Source organism: Caballeronia glathei (assembly GCF_000698595.1).
GTDB lineage: Bacteria > Pseudomonadota > Gammaproteobacteria > Burkholderiales > Burkholderiaceae > Caballeronia > Caballeronia glathei.
The window spans coordinates 1-16,197 of record NZ_JFHC01000112.1 but is presented as its reverse complement, the minus strand read 5'-3'; the positions used below and the strand labels follow the sequence as shown (position 1 = coordinate 16,197).

Sequence of the window (16,197 nt, the reverse complement as noted above, 5' to 3'; positions counted from 1 at the left end):
TCTTTGCACAGGTTTGCCGCTGGCGCTTGCGGTTGGGGTTGGGGTCTGTTGAACCATCTGATGCGCTTCGGCTTCTGTGAAACTTGATTGTTATTGGTCTATTAGCTTCGCCCCTGTGCGGGGCAGCAGTCACTTTCTTTGCTGCTGCAAAGAAAGTAACCAAAGAAAGCAGCTATGGGCTTAGCGGTGTTAGGACGTGACCACGCTTGAGTCTTTCAGAGCGGCCCGACCGTCGGAGTGTCGCCCTCATGAAGCCACCGGACTTGGTACGCGGACCCACTGCGTCATCTCGCTGTTAAACGGAGTGGTAAGGCAGTCATTCATCCGTCTCGGCACTACGTGCCCGACGAAAGGTAAAGAGGGTGGTCCGGAACTTCGCGTCACGGCTTCGCGCTTGGGTACGCATGACAAGGAACGAAGCGATTGGCTATGGCGCACCTTGCGTGCGAGCGCAGCGAGGACGGAGGGATGACTGCCTTACCAATCCGTTTGGTGGTGCGGTGGGGCTGTGGGTCCACGTACCTATCCGCTCGACGAACAGAGGTGGACACTCCCACGGTCGGGCCACTCCGAATGACTCGAACGTGGTCACGTCCTAATACCGCTAACCCCATAGCTGCTTTCTTTGGTTACTTTCTTTGCAGCAGCAAAGAAAGTGACTGCCGCCCCGCACAGGGGCGAAGCCAATAGACCAATATCAAAACAAGTTTCATAGAAGCCGAAGCGCATCAAACGGTTCAACAAACCCCAACCCCAAGCGCCAACGGCCCCCTACCGTGCTAATGACCGCCGCTTCATCTCAAGCTGGGTGATCAGCCGCTGCAGCGTATTCTCCGCCGACCCCGGCATCGAAGCGAACTTGAACCCGAGCGTATACCGCCGGTCGCCCTTGGCAGTAGTCGACTCACGATGCGAAACGAGCTTGAGATCGAGCACGACCTTCCCCGGCGTGGAGAAATGCAGCTCGACATCATGCAGCGTGATGCCCATTTCCAGATTCGCGACGCGTTCGTCTATCGTTCGCAGCGCGACGCCGCCAAGCGACAGATCGTGCACCTCGAAACGGAATCGCTCTCCGCTCGGCAGCAGGCCGCTGCAGATATACGGATCGAGCACCGGCGCCTCGACGCGGAAATACTCGCGCCGCTGCATGTAATAGAGCACCGTCGGGAAATCGGCTTCAAACGCCGGACGGCCGTCGAACATCGTTTCGCGCGGCGTCGCCGTCGTGAATTCGACGCGCACTCCGTCGGGCGTCGCATGGAAAACCAGCTTCGGCGACGCGAGCACCGCGCGGTTCTGTTCGGCCACGCCACCCCAGTCGAAGATGAACGTATGCGCCGTGACATCGACGTCGAGCAGCCGCGTGACAATCTGCCCGCTCCCGTATTCCGCTGTCAGAAAATCCCCGCGATTGGCGAGATTGCGCAGCGAGACACCTATTTCGAGCGGATTTCGCCGGCCGAAGTCGACCGGGTCGGCGCTTCTGTCGTCGGCGACTTCGTGATCGTGCGTCTGGTTGGTGTGCATGGTGCTAGCCGTGTTCATTTTGCCCGCGCGCCCCCGATGAGGCCATTGCGCGTCGACCCGGACCGATATCGATCCGGCACTTCGGTGTTCTGTTTAGCGGCAGCGCGCAGAAAAAGTTTAGGGCCCCGCCGCAAAAAAATCCGGCGCACCGCGCACGGCGCGGAAAACGCTCGCCAGGCCGCCACCCGCCACGGCGGCCGGCCGCCGTGCACCGCGAAAGTGCGGCCCGGCTGGCGGGCGGATGCCGGCAGGCACCACAGGCAAAGCACACGTCACATGCGGCACGACCGTCAGCCCGCACTTTTTCTTCTGCGACGAGGCCCCGCCGCTTCCCCTGCTCTGCGAAACCCCTCGCTCGGTTATACACCAGCGCGGAAGAAGCAAACATCGCACTCGTTGCGCCGATCAGACAATCTGTCTCATGATCGAGATCAGTTTCTTCGCGTACTGCGGATCGGTGGCGTAGCCCGCCTTCTGCATGCCGTGCGCGAATCCTGCGGCGTCGCGCGACGCCTCGACAACCGGCGCATAGCGCGGATTGCTCTTCAGCACGCTCGCGTAGTCGGTCAGCGCATCCTCGTACGAATCGTATGCACGGAACCGTTCGACCACCTTCTTCGGCTGGCCGTTCACATACTCGGTCGTGACCGCGTTGACGGTCCTGCCGGACCATTCCTTGGTCGCCTTGATGCCGAAGATGTTGTGGCTCGACGAGCCGTCCGGGTGTCTGATCTCGCGCTTGCCCCAGCCCGATTCGAGCGCCGCCTGACCGATGATGAAGCGCGCCGGAATGCCCGTCGCCACGCTCGCAGCCTGCGCCGGGACGGCGAGGCGGTCGACGAACGCATTCACCTTGTCCGAGCCGTTGCCGCGCACGGGCGGCGTGAGCGCGTTGTTCGCCGTATAGCCGCGGCCCGCGGCAAGCGTCGCGGCATCCGCGTTGCCCTGCGACGAAGCCGCGTTCGCATACGCCTTCGCCATCGCGTTCATCGCCGCGATATTGCCGGCGTTGGCGCTGCTGTCACCGCCCGCCGCGCCGCCCACGTGGGCGTTGGCCATCAGTTGCTTGAGCATCATGTCGGCAACGCCGATGCCCTTCGACGACATCTGCTGCGACAACTGCTGATCGAGCATCGACGTGAAGGACTTGCTCTCGCTCGATTCGAACGGGCTGTCCGACGGAGTCGCGTCACGCATGCTCTTCAGCATCATTTGCGTGAACACCGCGTCGAATTGTTTCGCCGCCGACTTCAATCCCTGTTGCGGCGATGCGTTCGCCTGCGCACGCATCGCGTCGAAGCCCTGCACGTCGAGTGCGAAGCGATTCGACAGGTTGCCGATTCCGCCGCTCGTGTCGGTAGATGCCAGTGTCTTGCCGGCGATACCGCTCGCGTTCGAGTTCATGCGCTGTCGTCCTTAAATGATTTCCAGGTCGGCGCGCAACGCGCCCGCCGCCTTCATCGACTGCAGGATCGAAATCAGATCCGCAGGCGTCGCGCCGAGCGCATTCAGGGCCTTCACCACGTCCGCCAGATTGGCGCCCGCCGTGAGCAGCTTGAGCGCGCCGGTGTCCTGCTTCAGCTGGATCTGCGACTGCCTTGCCGCCACCGTGTTGCCGTTCGAGAACGCGCCGGGCTGGCTCACCGCAGTCTGCGTATTGATCACGACCGACAGGTTGCCATGCGCCACCGCGCAGCTCTGCAGCGTGACCATCTGGTTCATCACGATCGAGCCGGTGCGCGAGTTGAGAATCACCTTGGCCGCGGCCTGCGACGGCCGCACGTCGATGTTCTGCAACTGCGCCATGAACGACACCTGCTCCGACGGATCGGTGGGCGCGCGCAACTGGATCGTGCGGCCGTCGAGCGCGAGCGCCGTGCCCATGCCGAACTGGTTGTTCACAGCGGCGACGATCTTCTGCGTCGTGTCGAAATCCATCTCGCGCAGTTCCATCTGCATCGTGCCGCCCGCCTGCGTCACGGCGTTCGGCACCGCGCGCTCGACGATCCCGCCGCCCGAAATGCGCCCGACCGCGAGCTGGTTCACCTGCACCTTGCTGCCGTTCGCGCTCGCGCCCGCGCCGCCGACGACGAGATTGCCCTGCGCCATGGCGTAGACCTGGCCGTCGGCGCCCTTCAGCGGCGACATCAGCAGCGTGCCGCCGCGCAGGCTCTTCGCGTTCCCGAGCGACGACACCGTCACGTCGATCGCTTCGCCCGGCCGCGCGAACGGCGGCAGCGTCGCCGTTACCATCACGGCCGCGACGTTCTTCAGCTGCATGTTCTGCGTGCTCGCCGAGTTGAGCGTAATGCCGAGGTTGCCGAGCATGTTGGTCAGGCTCTGCGTCGTGAACGGGGTCTGCATCGTCTGGTCGCCGGTGCCGTCGAGGCCGACGACCAGGCCGTACCCGATCAGCGGGTTGTCGCGCACGCCCTGGAACGAGACGAGGTCCTTCAGGCGCTCCGCGTGCGCGCGCTCGGGAAGCGCGGCCGATACGGCGAGCGCCGCGAGCGCGATGGCGAGGAGTCGGGAGAGCAGAGTCATGATCAGAACGGCGCCAGGTTGAGGAAGAAGCGCTGCAGCCAGCCCATGTTCTGCGCTTCGTCGATATAGCCCTTCGCCGAGTACTCGATCTTCGCGTCCGCGACCTGCGTCGAGAAGACGGTGTTGCTGCCGGAGATGGTCGTCGGGTTGACGACGCCGGAGAAGCGCACGAATTCGTTGCCCTGGTTGATGAGCATCTGCTTTTCGCCGCTCACCTGCAGGTTGCCGTTGGGCAGCACGCCGGTGACGGTGACCGTCAGCGTGCCGTTGAACGTGTTGGCCGCGCTGGCGCCGCCGGCCGCCGTGAACTTGTTCGCGCCGGTCGCCGAGAGGTTCGTGTTGTTGAAGAGCCCGCCGAAGATGCCCGGCGAGATCGGCACGGCGAACGACCCGTTGCCTGCGCGGTTCGTGTTCGCCTGCGACGACTTCGTCGCGTTGACGTTTTCCGAGATCACGATGGTCAAAATGTCGCCGACATTGCGCGGGCGCTGGTCCTCGAAAAGAGGCCGGCCCGCGTAACCCACGTTGTAGATCGCGCCGGGCGTCTGCGAGTTGAGCGGCGGCGAGGGCGGGCGCGCCGACATCGGCTGCTGGACGATTGGCTCTTTCGGCACGAGGCCGCACGCCGCGAACGTCGCGGTGAGTGCGAGCGCCGCGGCGAGGCGGGCCACGCGGGCGAATGAAGGAAATGGCGACATCTTGATGATCCGTCTGGTCTTGCGAGGCCCGAAACCGCGAGCCTTAAATCTGCATCTGGGAAAGCGTCTGCAGCATCTGGTCGGACGTGGTCACGGCCTTGCTGTTGATTTCGTACGCGCGCTGGGTCTGGATCATGTTGACCAGCTCCTGCACGACGTTCACGTTCGACGCCTCCACGTAACCCTGCTGCAGCGATCCGGCGCCGTTCAGGCCCGGCTGCGTGACATTCGGCGCACCCGACGAACCTGTTTCCGTGAACAGGTTCTCGCCGCGCGCTTCGAGGCCGGCCGGGTTGATGAAGGTGGCAAGCTGGAGCGCGCCGACCTGCACTGCGGCGGTGCTGCCCGGCTGCATGATCGACACCGTGCCGTCCGAGCCGATCGTGAGCGACGTCGCGTTCTGCGGAATCGTGATCGCCGGGTTGATCTGGTAGCCGCTCGACGTGACGAGCTGGCCCTGCGCGTTCGTCTGGAACGAGCCGTCGCGCGTGTACGAGGTCGTGCCGTCGGGCATCGTCACCTGGAAAAAGCCCTGGCCGTTGATCGCGACGTCCTTCGAGTTGCCCGTCTGCTGCAGGTTGCCCTGCGTGTAGAGGCGCTCGGTCGCCACCTGCTGCACGCCGGTGCCGAGCTGGCTGCCCGAAGCGAGCTCGGTCTGCTGCGTCGAGTTCGCGCCCGGCTGGCGCACGGTCTGGTACAGCAGGTCCTCGAACACCGCGCGCGAGCCCTTGAAGCCGTTCGTGCTCACGTTGGCGAGGTTGTTCGAAATCACGTCCATCTGCGCCTGCTGCGCATTCATGCCGGTCGCGGCGATGTAGAGTGAGCGGTTCATGTGCGTTTCCCTGAGTGTGCTGCCTAGCTGAAGTTGAGCAGCTTGTTGGCCGCCTGTTCGTTCTGGTCGGCCGATTCCATCAGCTTTGTCTGCATCTGGAACTGGCGCGCGTTGGTGATCATCGAGACCATCGCCGCGACCGGGTTGACGTTGCTGCCTTCCAGCGACCCCGCCGCCACGACCACGTTCGGATCGGCTTCGGCCGGATCGCCGTCGGCGGTGCGAAAGAGGCCGTCGTCGCCGCGCGACATGGTCGCCGGCTCGGGATTCACGAGCTTCAGCTGATCGACGATCGCGATCGCCGTCGGCGGGTCGCCCGGAATCAGCGCGGAAACCGTGCCATCCTTGCCGATCGTGACTTCGGCTCCCGGCGGAATCGCAAGCGGACCGCCGTTGCCGAGCACCGGCAGGTTGTTCGCCGTGACGAGCTGGCCGTTCTGGTCGACGTGCAGGTTGCCCGCGCGCGTGTACGCCTCGCTGCCGTCGGCGGCCTGCACGGAGAGCCAGCCCGGACCCTGGATCGCCACGTCGAGCGGGTTGCCGGTCTGCTGGATCGGACCCGGCGTGTAGTCGGCGGCGGGCGTCGACGACAGCACGAAGGTGCGCGTCGTGCCATCGGCGCCTTCGTTCTCGAACGTCATCGGCACCGAGCGGAAGGCCGCGAGCTGCGCGCGAAAGCCCGTCGTCGACGCGTTCGCGAGGTTGTTGGCCACCACGCTCTGCTGCTCGAGCGCCTGAGCGGCGCCCGTCATCGCGGTGTAGATCAGACGGTCCATGTAGGGCTCTCTCTCGTTTCAGCTGGGCGCGTGCTTACAGATTGATCAGCGTCTGGTCGACGGTCTGCTGCGTCTTGATCGTCTGCGCGTTCGCCTGATAGTTGCGCTGCGCGGTGATCAGGTTCACGAGCTCGGCCGTCAGATCGACGTTCGAGTTCTCCACCGCGCCGCCCTGCAGCGTGCCGTGGTTGGTGGCGCCCGGCACCGACACCTGCGGCGCACCCGATGCCGCCGTCTGCGCGTACACGTTTCCGCCGAGGTTCTGCAAGCCGTTCTGGTTGGCGAAGTTCGCGAGCGCGATCTGGCCGAGCGGCTTCGTGTCCATGTTCGAGTAGTTGCCCATCAGCACGCCGTCCGGGCCGACCGTGAAGCCCGTCAGCTCGCCGGTCGTATTGCCGTCCTGATTGGCGGCCGTCACCCCGCTTTTCGCGCCGTACTGCGTCGTGCCCGAAAAGTCCACCGTCATGGCCTGGTTCGTCGCGCCGCCGTCCGCGCCATTCGGAATCGAGAAGTTGAACTTGCCCGTGCCGGTCATGTTGCCCGACGAGTCGAACGTCACCGTGCCGATCTTGCCGCCCGCCGCCGCCGGGGGCACCACCGTGACCGGATCGCCGTAGCCCGCGTAGGCGTCCCATGAGCCCGTCGCTGTCTTGATGAAGTACACCGAGACCTTCTGCGTGCCGCCGAGCGAGTCGAACGTGTCGATCGACGTCGACGTGTTGTAGGTGGTCGAGTCGTTCGGGTCGAACGCCTTGCCGATCACGCTGTCCTGCGAGTTGAGGTTGAACGCGAGGGTGACGCCCTTGGTCGCTACCGGCGCGATGTTGGCGGTCGGCACCGACAGCGGCACGGTGCTCGCGCTGTTGATGATGCCGTTCGAATCGGCCGCGAAGCCCATCAGCTGCAGGCCCGCGCTGTTCACGATCTTGCCGGTTTCGTCGAGGTGAAACACGCCGTTGCGCGAGTACACCATCGTGCCGTTGTCCGACAGCTGGTAGAAGCCGTTGCCGTTGATCGCGACATTCAGCGCCTGATTGGTCGTCGTGATCGTGCCCTGCGAGAATTGCTGCTGCACTTCCGCGAGGCGCGTGCCGATGCCGATCTGGTTGTTGAGTGCAGTTGCCATCGAGTTCGCGTAGACGTCGGCGAACTGGGCCTGGCCCTGCTTGAAGCCGACGGTGTTCGCATTCGCGATGTTGTTGCCGATGACGTCGAGATCGCTCGACGCACCCGCCAGGCCGCTCAAACCTTGTTGGTAACCCATGACGGTCTCCGTTGCGTGATTTTGTTAACTGGATGAGATGGTGGGCAGGATCGATGCGACGCCCGGCAGGCCGACCGTCTTGCCGTTCGAGAGCTTGAGGCCCGGCGTGCCGTCCGGCTGCTGCACCACGCTCACCACCTGTGCTGCCGACAGCGTCGGCGCCGTGGCCGCCTCGCCGTTGATCGTGCCCTGGGCCGTGATCGTGTAGCTGCCGTCGGGGAGCGTCTTGCCGCTCGCATCGACCGGCGTCCAGCTGTAGATCGGCACCACGCCGGCCGGCTGCGCGCCGAGGTCGAGCGTGTTGACGATCTGGCCCGCCGAGTTCTTCACCACGAGCTGCAGGTCGCTCACGTCGTTGGCGAGCTGCACGCCGAACGGCGTCGCCGCACCCTTCGACACCGTGACGTCGTTGCCCGCGGAGAGCACGTTCGAGCCGATGAGGAACGCGGCCTGCGTCGACTGGCCGGCCGAGAGCTGCGACGAGAGCGAGGCAAGCGACGCGTTCAGCTGTCCGATCCCCGTCACCGTGTTGATCTGCGCGAGCTGCGAGGTCATCTGCGAGCTGTCGGCGGGGTTGGTCGGGTCCTGATTCTTTAGCTGCGTCACGAGCAGCGTGAGGAACGTGTTCTGCAGGTCGGAAGCGGACTGCGCGCCGGTCTTCGTCGCCGTTGTCGAGGACGACGAGCTCGACGCGCCGTTCATGGTGTCGAGCAGCGTCTTCGATATCGTGGTGCCGTTGCTGCCGATCGTGGTGTTGGTGGTCACTGGGTTGTTCCTTGGTTCCGGGTCGGGATCGAGGTCTTTTTCGGGTTCCGGGTCAGGTTCCGGGTCAGGTTCCGATGGTCAGCGTCTTCAGCATCAGCTGCTTCGCGGTGTTGAGCGTCTCGACGTTCGCCTGGTACGAGCGCGACGCGGAGATCATGTTGACCATCTCCTGCACCGGGTCCACGTTCGGCAGCGTCACGTAGCCGTCCTGGTTGGCGGCCGGGTTGTCCGGGTCGTAGCTGGTTTTCATCGGCGACGGATCGTCGATCACGCCCGTCACCTGCACGCCGCCGACCTGCTGGCCGGATGCCGTGCGCGCGCCGCCGAGCGGATCGACCGCGAACACCACCTGCTTCGCCTTGTACGGCTGGCCGTCGGGGCCGGTCGTGCTGTCGGCGTTGGCGAGGTTCGACGCGGTCACGTTCAGGCGCTGCGCCTGCGCGGACATGGCCGAGCCGGCGACGTTGAAAATGTTCATCAGAGACGGCATGGCTTCCCCTTGTTACTGTCAGCTGTTCGACGTGATCGCCGAGAGCATCGACTTGATCTGCCCCGATAGCACCGTCATGCCGGCTTCGAAGTGCAGCGCGTTGTCGGCGAACTGGACGCGCTCGGCGTCCAGGTCGACCGTATTGCCGTCGAGCGACGGCTGGCTCGGAACGCGGTACGCGAGGCGGCCGTAGTCGTCGCTCGTGCCGCCCGTCGCCTTGAGCGTCGTCGTGCCGGACATGTGGCCCGCGGCGGTCGCCGACATCGACATCCCGCTCGTCACGCCGACCGGCCGCGCCATCGCGAGCGGCGCGGCGTTCGAGCTGCCGGCGCCCGTCGCCGCCCCGCCCGTCTTCTTGAGCGCGCCCGCGAGCGTGCTGGCGAAATCGACGTCGCGCGCCTTGTAGCCCGGCGTGTCGGCGTTCGCGATATTCGACGACAGCAGTTCCTGCCGGTACGCGCGCACATCGAGCGCTTCGCGGCCGAATGCGAATTCCTTATCGAGTTTGTCTAGCATCTGCGGATTGCTCCTCTGGCGGTTCGGGTCTCGCGGACCGGCTGCGCTGCGCACGGTCTGCCGAGGCCTTTTTGCATGACACGCATCTTAGGAGCGGCGCGCAAGATGCAATCTGACGAATAACCGGGGAAGGCGGCCTCTATTCGAAGCTTGGCCCGGGCCACCGGTATCTAGAATTCGTCTCGTGGCTGAATCGCCGCACCGTTTTCGCTTTCGATGAGTTCCGGCCCGGCCGGGTTGTACCGAGGAGAGAGGTCATGAGCAGGTCCGCTTCGCATCCGCCGGGCGCCGCAGCGAGCGCCGCCGGCACGGCCCGCCGCGACGAGGAAGACGCGCGCCGCACGGCCTGTGTGCCAAGCGCGGCGCTCGTGCGCTCGATGATCCGGTGCGCGGGCGGCATGGCGCTGACCCTCGGCGTGGCGGGCTTCGTGCATGCGCAGAACGCCGACGGCCCGATCGTGATTCCCGGCAATGCCGAGACGAACCCGGCGGCCGCGGCGGCCATGGCGAGCAGGATCGGAATGCCGGGCGGTGCCTCGGCCAGTTCGACGGCTGGTTCGTCGGCTGCGGGTGTTTCGGGTGTTTCGCGCGCTTCCGGGCTGCACACGCCGCCGCCGCGCGGCTATCAGGCCGCGACGCACGCAGCCGACGCCGCCATGCGCTCCGCCGCGCTCGCACTCGACTCCCGCGCCGAAGCCGCCGACGACTCGATGTCCGACGCAGGCGGCATGATCGTGATTCCCGGCACGGGCGAGCCGAAAGCCGCGGCCGCTGCGGCGCCAGCCAGGTCCGCCGACACGGGCGGCATGATCACGATTCCCGGGCCGGGCGAGCCGAAAGCCGGACCGGCGCCGGCGACGGCCAATCGCGCAGAAACCGGCACGCGGATCGCAGCCCAGCCTGCGGCGATACCGAACCCTTCTCCCACCGGCAAGTCCGCCGACGCCCCGGCGAACACGCCGGTTTCGCGCGCGCCGGCGGCTTCCGCATCGCACGACGTGATACCCGTCGTGGTCGCACCCGACAAACCGGCGCCATCGCCGCGCGGCGCGGCGGTGCGCCCGATCGCCGCCGCTTCGCCGGTGCCCGTGGCGGGCGTCATGCCCGTCTCGATGCGCATGCCCGCGCCGGGCGCCGCCCGCCGCGAGCCCATCATTGCCGCGGCGGCCGCACCGGCAGGCGCCACCCAGGACGGTGAATCCGTGCGCGCCGCCGCGCTCGCGTTCGTGCAGCAGCAGACGGCCGGCCTGCCCGGCAAGGTGGACGTCACGATCACGCCGGTTTTCCCGCGCGGACTCGCGCCCTGCGCGTCACTCGATCCGTTCATGCCGACGGGCGCGCGCCTCTGGGGCCGCACCACCGTCGGCGTGCGCTGCGCGGGCGAGCGCCCGTGGACGCTCTATCTGCAGGTGCGCATCTCCGTCAACGCGACCTACTATCTCGCCGCCCGCGCCATCGCGCCGGGCGAAGTGCTGACGAACGCCGACCTCGTCGCCCGTGACGGCGACCTGACCGCCATGCCGCAAGCCGTCGTCACCGACGCGTCGCAGGCCGTGGGCGCAGTCGCGCTGTCGCGCGTGCCGGCCGGCTTGCCGCTGCGAACCGACATGCTGCGCGGCGCGACGTCGGTATCGATCGGACAGAGCGTGCGCGTCGTCGCCGACGGCTCCGGCTTCTCGATTTCCGCCGAAGGCAGCGCGATGAACAACGCGGCCCCGGGCCAGCAGGTACGCGTCAAAACCGCCGGGGGACAGATCATCACCGGCGTGGTCAAGGATGCCCAGACGGTCGAAATCCGGCTATAAAGCGCGCCGGACAAAGCCGGGTGTGCGGCGACGCGCACATGTTGCAATTTGTTGCAAAGTCTTCCCTCCCCGTCTGGCAAGGCCGAGCGGGGCGCAGTGCCCGAAAAGGTGAGTCCTGAGGGTGTCGCGGGTTAAAGTTTTTACATTGACCCGCCGATAAAGGAATCAACTCGTTCGGGAATGAACATCGTGAAAATCGATTCGCATGGCAACACCAATCTCGCGGGCCTTCAGGAAGGTTCGCAACGCGCATCGCAGGCCGATCCGAAGGGCGCCGCAGGCGCCGCGCAGCAGGCGGGTGCGGGCGGCGTGCCGCAATCGACGGTGAGCCTGTCGGCACTGTCGTCGGGTTTGCGCGCGTCGAATGCGTCGGACGTCGACATGGCGAAAGTCGAGTCGATCAAGGCCGCGATCCGCGACGGCAGCCTGACGATGGACACGAGCAAGATCGCAGACGGCATTCTCGGCACCGCGCGCGAGCTGCTGCAAACGAGAACCCCGCCGACCGGCGGCTGAATGGAGCAGCACTGGCGTGCGGCGCGAGCCATGCGCGCGGCGTGAGTGCTCCCGCATCGTTTCGACGGTGCCGCCGGGCGGCTTTTTTTGGCCCCTGACCGCGTGATTGCGGTCCCGCGTTTTAGAGAGTCGCAATGAAAGACGCCCTGCTTGCCACTGTCATCGACGAGATCGCCGCCGTAGAGGCGTTCGAGTCGCTCCTTGCCTACGAAGAAAAGGCGCTGATCGCGGCGTCGCCGCTCGAAGCGCTGCCTTCGATCATCGAACAGAAAACCGCTCTCACCGAACAGATCGCCGCGCTCGAAAAAAAGCGCGACGAGCAACTGGTGACGCTGGGCTTCGCCCCCGGGTTCGCCGGCATGGAAGCGGCGGCGGCGGCGGACGAACGCCTCGTCGAGCCGTGGAAGCTGCTGCGCGAATCGGCCACGGGGGCGAAGCAGGGCAACAACAACAACGGCGTGCTGATCCGCACCCGGATGGACTACAACCGGCGCGCGCTCGCCGCGATGCGCGTAGCGCCGGAGAAGTCGGGGTTTTACGGGCCCGACGGGCGGGTGCCGGGGGTGCTCGGGTTGTAGGCGGGTTCCTCCCGGCTTTGCTCGTTTCGCGCTCTCGCCTCTTTTGGAGGCGAGAGCGCACATCTTTCCTGTTCCGCAATTCAGATAGAGAACAGCCGGGTGCCGATCCCTGAAGGCATCGTCTCGGGATGCGGCTTCCATGTTCAGGCAAACGCGGGCTGATGTTCAGCCGCGACCACCGCCTCGCGCCGCAGCAGACAAGCCATCACTCTGCAAATCCTCCCCCCATCACCCGAATTACCCCCCTTTCTCCAGCTTTATCCGGCGATCGCTACGGGCTCCTTTTCGCAATAATCGCTGCCATCGGGTAATGGCATGTCGCCGGCCCCAGGCGGAGCACAGCGGAGCAGCGCGCAGTGGCAGAAGAAAGCGATCTCGAAAAGACCGAGTCAGCCACTCCCAAACGCCTTGAAAAGGCGCGGGAAGAAGGCCAGGTCGCGCGCTCGCGGGAGCTGGCCTCGTTTGCGCTGCTGTCGGCGGGTTTCTTCGGCATCTGGGCGCTGTCCGGACCGGTCAGCGAACACATGCAGTCCATCGTGCGCGGCGCCTTCACGTTCAATCATTCGACCGTCCTCGATACGCGCCAGATGATGATCGGCGCCGCCAACGCCGGCAAGGAAGGTTTCCTCGCGCTCCTGCCCGTGCTCGCGCTCACCGGCCTCGCGGCCCTCGCCGCGCCGATGGCGCTCGGCGGGTGGCTCCTCACCACCAAGCCGTTCTCGCCGAACTTCGGCCGCCTCAACCCCGCGAAGGGCCTCGGCAGGATCTTTTCGGTGCAGGGCCCGATCATGCTCGGCATGTCGCTGCTCAAGACGCTCGTCGTCGGCGGAATGGCCGGCTGGGCGATGTGGAGCCGCAAGGAACAGGTGCTCGGCCTGCTCACCAAGCCGCTCAGCCTCGCGCTCGCCGACACGATGCATCTGATCGTCGTCTGCTGCGGCATGGCGATTGCCGGCCTCTTCCTCGTCGCCGCGCTCGACGTGCCCTACCAGATGTGGACGCACGCCAGGAAGCTGCGCATGAGCAAGGAAGAAGTGAAGCGCGAGCACAAGGAAAACGACGGCGATCCGCACGTGAAGGGCCGCATCCGCGCGCAGCAGCGCGCCGCCGCGCGCCGCCGCATGATGACCGCGGTTCCGACCGCCGACGTGATCGTCACGAACCCGACGCACTTCGCCGTCGCGCTGAAGTACACCGACGGCGAGATGCGCGCGCCGAAGGTGGTCGCCAAGGGCGTGAACCTCGTCGCCGCGCGCATCCGCGAACTCGGGCGCGAGCACAACGTGCCGCTGCTCGAAGCGCCGCCGCTCGCGCGGGCGCTGTATCACAACGTCGAGATCGACCGCGAGATTCCGGGCGCGCTGTACGGCGCGGTCGCGCAGGTGCTCGCCTGGGTGTACCAGCTGCGCCGCTTCAAGGAAGACGGCGGCATCCGGCCCGACGAACCCGCCGATCTCGACGTGCCGAAGGAACTCGACAAGGGCGGCGTGCCGGACGCCGAAGCCCAGCAGGAAGCCGCCGACGCGCTTTCCCCCGACAACCCCACTGATGGAGCCGCAGCATGAACGCGCGCGCTGGATTCTTCGCCAAACGGCCCGACGCGCTCGGCAGCCAGAACCTGCGGGCCCTCGCCGGCCCGGTCCTGATCTGCATGATCCTCGGCATGATGATTCTGCCGTTGCCGGCGTTCCTGCTCGATCTGCTCTTCACCTTCAACATCGCGCTGTCCGTGATGGTGCTGCTCGTCAGCATGTACACGCAAAAGCCGCTCGACTTCGCCGCCTTCCCGAGCGTGCTGCTCTTCTCGACGCTCCTGCGCCTGTCGCTCAACGTCGCATCGACGCGGATCGTCCTGCTCGAAGGCCACACCGGCCCGGACGCCGCCGGCCAGGTGATCGAATCGTTCGGCCACTTTCTCGTGGGCGGGAATTTCGCGGTCGGTATCGTCGTGTTCGTGATTCTGATGATCATCAACTTCATGGTGATCACGAAGGGCGCGGGGCGGATCGCGGAAGTCGGCGCGCGCTTCACGCTCGACGCGATGCCCGGCAAGCAGATGGCGATCGACGCCGACCTGAACGCCGGCCTCATCAACGAGGAGCAGGCGAGAAAGCGCCGCCTGAACGTCGCGCAGGAAGCCGAGTTCTACGGCTCGATGGACGGCGCGAGCAAGTTCGTGCGCGGCGACGCGATCGCCGGTCTCCTGATCATGGTGATCAACATCGTGGGCGGGCTGATCGTCGGGATGCTCCAGCACGACATGGACTTCGCCCACGCGGCCACGAACTACACGCTGCTCACGATCGGCGACGGCCTCGTCGCGCAGATTCCGTCGCTCATCATCTCGACGGCGGCGGGCGTGATCGTGTCGCGCGTCGCGACCGAGGAGGACATCGGCACGCAGCTGACCGGCCAGCTGTTCACCAACCCGCGCGTGCTGATGATCACGGGCGTGATCATCGGCATCATGGGCCTGATTCCGGGCATGCCGCACTTTGCGTTCATGGCGCTCGGCGGCGGCCTGATCTACGCCGCGCGCTCGATGAACAAGCGCGCCGCCGCGAAAAAGAAGGTGAGCGACGTCACCGACGTCGCGCCTGCGGCGGCGGCACCGCTCGAAAACACGGAAGCGAGCTGGGACGACGTCGCGCTCATCGATCCGCTCGGGCTGGAGGTGGGCTACCGCCTGATTCCCCTCGTCGATCGCAATACCGACGGCGAGCTGCTCAAGCGCATCAAGGGCATTCGCAAGAAATTCGCGCAGGAAATCGGCTTCCTGCCGCCTGTCATCCATATCCGCGACAACCTGGAACTGCGTCCGAACGGCTACCGGATTGCGCTCAAGGGCGTGGAAGTGGGCGTCGGCGAGGCGTTTCCGGGACAGTGGCTCGCGATCAATCCGGGACAGGTGTCGGCGGCGCTTCCGGGCGCACAGACGCAGGACCCGGCGTTCGGCCTGCCGGCGGTGTGGATCGACACGAACATGCGCGAGCAGGCGCAGGTGTACGGCTACACGGTGGTCGATGCGAGCACGGTGGTCGCCACGCACCTGAATCACCTGGTCGTCACGCACGCGGCCGAATTGCTCGGACGCCAGGAAGTGCAGGCGTTGCTGGAGCGTATCGCCAAGGACACGCCGTCGCTGACCGACGATCTCGTGCCGAAGACCATCGCGCTCACGACGCTGCAGAAGGTTTTGCAGAATCTGCTGGACGAAGGCGTGCCGATCCGCGACATGCGCACGATCCTCGACGCCGTGCAGGAGCATGCGCCGAAGCTGCCCGACGCGTACGACCTCACGGCGGCGGTGCGCCTCGCGCTGGGCCGTGCGATCACGCAGCAGTGGTATCCGGGCGGCGGGGACCTGCAGGTGATGGGGCTCGATCCGACGCTCGAGCGGGTGTTGTCGCAGGCGCTGTCGACGGGTTCAAATCCGGGGCTGGAGCCGGGGCTGGCGCAGACGCTATTGAACTCGACGCAAAACGCGATCATGCGTCAGCAGAATCTGGGGCTGCCGCCGGTGCTGCTCGTGCAGCATGCGTTGCGCGCGATGCTTGCGCGCTTCTTGCGGCGGAGTTTGCCGCAGTTGAAGGTGTTGTCGTACGCGGAGGTGCCGGATACGAGGAACATCAAGGTGGTGAATCTGATCGGCGGCTAGGAAAGGCGCGTGAATGGACGATCAGACCGTGCGTCGGAGCGAAGCGAGGGCGGATGGATGATTGCCTTGTCACTTTGTTGGACGGCGCGTTGATACAGTCGGTCTGCGTGCCTATCCGGGTGAAACACAGAGGTGGACACTCCCACGGTCGGGCCACTCAGAATGACTCAAACGTGGTCACGTCCTGACACTGCTGACCTGAAAAGCTGCTTTCTTTGGTTACTT

The 16,197-nt window shown here is 65.8% G+C and carries 15 protein-coding genes; 5 read left to right on the top strand and 10 right to left on the bottom strand.

All coding sequences use genetic code 11. The features are described 5' to 3' along the window. Nucleotides 1-771 precede the first annotated feature (771 nt). From BG61_RS35730 to flgB, 10 genes are all read right to left on the bottom strand, one after another. Entirely contained in the window at nt 772-1,530 is a 759-nt protein-coding gene (locus BG61_RS35730) for a flagellar brake protein (protein ID WP_035937338.1), read from the bottom strand. Nucleotides 1,531-1,935: 405 nt separating this feature from the next. Continuing rightward, nucleotides 1,936-2,934, bottom strand: coding sequence for a flagellar assembly peptidoglycan hydrolase FlgJ (flgJ, locus tag BG61_RS35725; RefSeq protein ID WP_081868301.1), 999 nt, complete (start codon nt 2,932-2,934; stop codon nt 1,936-1,938). A 12-nt stretch (nt 2,935-2,946) separates the two neighbouring features. After that, complete coding sequence (locus BG61_RS35720; protein ID WP_035937336.1) at nt 2,947-4,074, bottom strand: flagellar basal body P-ring protein FlgI; 1,128 nt, start codon at nt 4,072-4,074, stop codon at nt 2,947-2,949. A 2-nt stretch (nt 4,075-4,076) separates the two neighbouring features. Beyond that, nucleotides 4,077-4,772 (bottom strand): flagellar basal body L-ring protein FlgH, encoded by a 696-nt coding sequence (locus BG61_RS35715; RefSeq protein WP_035937332.1) that lies wholly within the window; start codon nt 4,770-4,772, stop codon nt 4,077-4,079. Nucleotides 4,773-4,815: 43 nt separating this feature from the next. Next, nucleotides 4,816-5,604, bottom strand: a complete 789-nt coding sequence (gene flgG / locus BG61_RS35710) for a flagellar basal-body rod protein FlgG (RefSeq protein ID WP_035937330.1) — start codon at nt 5,602-5,604, stop codon at nt 4,816-4,818. Between the two features lie 23 nt (nt 5,605-5,627). Beyond that, on the bottom strand, nt 5,628-6,380 hold the full coding sequence (flgF, locus tag BG61_RS35705) for a flagellar basal-body rod protein FlgF (RefSeq protein WP_035937329.1): 753 nt from the start codon (nt 6,378-6,380) through the stop codon (nt 5,628-5,630). Nucleotides 6,381-6,414: 34 nt separating this feature from the next. Further along, nucleotides 6,415-7,644 (bottom strand): flagellar hook protein FlgE, encoded by a 1,230-nt coding sequence (flgE, locus tag BG61_RS35700; RefSeq protein WP_035937327.1) that lies wholly within the window; start codon nt 7,642-7,644, stop codon nt 6,415-6,417. 24 nt (nt 7,645-7,668) lie between these two features. Further along, nucleotides 7,669-8,409, bottom strand: a complete 741-nt coding sequence (locus BG61_RS35695) for a flagellar hook assembly protein FlgD (RefSeq protein WP_035937325.1) — start codon at nt 8,407-8,409, stop codon at nt 7,669-7,671. A gap of 64 nt (nt 8,410-8,473) precedes the next feature. After that, nucleotides 8,474-8,899, bottom strand: a complete 426-nt coding sequence (flgC, locus tag BG61_RS35690) for a flagellar basal body rod protein FlgC (RefSeq protein ID WP_035937322.1) — start codon at nt 8,897-8,899, stop codon at nt 8,474-8,476. Nucleotides 8,900-8,917: 18 nt separating this feature from the next. Continuing rightward, nucleotides 8,918-9,415, bottom strand: a complete 498-nt coding sequence (gene flgB, locus BG61_RS35685; RefSeq protein ID WP_035937320.1) for a flagellar basal body rod protein FlgB — start codon at nt 9,413-9,415, stop codon at nt 8,918-8,920. A gap of 257 nt (nt 9,416-9,672) precedes the next feature. Between flgB and flgA the strand changes: the two genes are divergently transcribed. The 5 genes from flgA (at nt 9,673) to flhA (ending at nt 15,972) form a co-directional block, all read left to right on the top strand. Next, nucleotides 9,673-11,220, top strand: a complete 1,548-nt coding sequence (flgA, locus tag BG61_RS35680; protein ID WP_051673022.1) for a flagellar basal body P-ring formation chaperone FlgA — start codon at nt 9,673-9,675, stop codon at nt 11,218-11,220. A gap of 180 nt (nt 11,221-11,400) precedes the next feature. Then, the gene (flgM, locus tag BG61_RS35675; RefSeq protein WP_051673021.1) at nt 11,401-11,736 is read left to right on the top strand and encodes a flagellar biosynthesis anti-sigma factor FlgM; all 336 of its coding nucleotides are present in this window, start codon (nt 11,401-11,403) and stop codon (nt 11,734-11,736) included. A gap of 134 nt (nt 11,737-11,870) precedes the next feature. Continuing rightward, on the top strand, nt 11,871-12,314 hold the full coding sequence (locus BG61_RS35670; RefSeq protein WP_035937317.1) for a flagella synthesis protein FlgN: 444 nt from the start codon (nt 11,871-11,873) through the stop codon (nt 12,312-12,314). A 356-nt stretch (nt 12,315-12,670) separates the two neighbouring features. Next, nucleotides 12,671-13,879, top strand: a complete 1,209-nt coding sequence (gene flhB / locus BG61_RS35665; protein ID WP_035937314.1) for a flagellar biosynthesis protein FlhB — start codon at nt 12,671-12,673, stop codon at nt 13,877-13,879. Next, nucleotides 13,876-15,972: a flagellar biosynthesis protein FlhA gene (flhA, locus tag BG61_RS35660; RefSeq protein ID WP_035937313.1), complete on the top strand. Its 2,097-nt coding sequence runs from the start codon at nt 13,876-13,878 to the stop codon at nt 15,970-15,972. Before flhB ends, flhA begins: the two co-directional genes overlap by 4 nt. The last annotated feature ends 225 nt before the right edge of the window (nt 15,973-16,197 follow it).

Coding starts and splice junctions, on each gene's coding strand:
- BG61_RS35730 (WP_035937338.1), bottom strand. CDS start 1,530: ATGCACACCAACCAGACGCACGATCACGAAGTCGCCGACGACAGAAGC.
- flgJ (WP_081868301.1), bottom strand. CDS start 2,934: ATGAACTCGAACGCGAGCGGTATCGCCGGCAAGACACTGGCATCTACC.
- BG61_RS35720 (WP_035937336.1), bottom strand. CDS start 4,074: ATGACTCTGCTCTCCCGACTCCTCGCCATCGCGCTCGCGGCGCTCGCC.
- BG61_RS35715 (WP_035937332.1), bottom strand. CDS start 4,772: ATGTCGCCATTTCCTTCATTCGCCCGCGTGGCCCGCCTCGCCGCGGCG.
- flgG (WP_035937330.1), bottom strand. CDS start 5,604: ATGAACCGCTCACTCTACATCGCCGCGACCGGCATGAATGCGCAGCAG.
- flgF (WP_035937329.1), bottom strand. CDS start 6,380: ATGGACCGTCTGATCTACACCGCGATGACGGGCGCCGCTCAGGCGCTC.
- flgE (WP_035937327.1), bottom strand. CDS start 7,644: ATGGGTTACCAACAAGGTTTGAGCGGCCTGGCGGGTGCGTCGAGCGAT.
- flgC (WP_035937322.1), bottom strand. CDS start 8,899: ATGCCGTCTCTGATGAACATTTTCAACGTCGCCGGCTCGGCCATGTCC.
- flgB (WP_035937320.1), bottom strand. CDS start 9,415: ATGCTAGACAAACTCGATAAGGAATTCGCATTCGGCCGCGAAGCGCTC.
- flgA (WP_051673022.1), top strand. CDS start 9,673: ATGAGCAGGTCCGCTTCGCATCCGCCGGGCGCCGCAGCGAGCGCCGCC.
- flgM (WP_051673021.1), top strand. CDS start 11,401: ATGAACATCGTGAAAATCGATTCGCATGGCAACACCAATCTCGCGGGC.
- BG61_RS35670 (WP_035937317.1), top strand. CDS start 11,871: ATGAAAGACGCCCTGCTTGCCACTGTCATCGACGAGATCGCCGCCGTA.
- flhA (WP_035937313.1), top strand. CDS start 13,876: ATGAACGCGCGCGCTGGATTCTTCGCCAAACGGCCCGACGCGCTCGGC.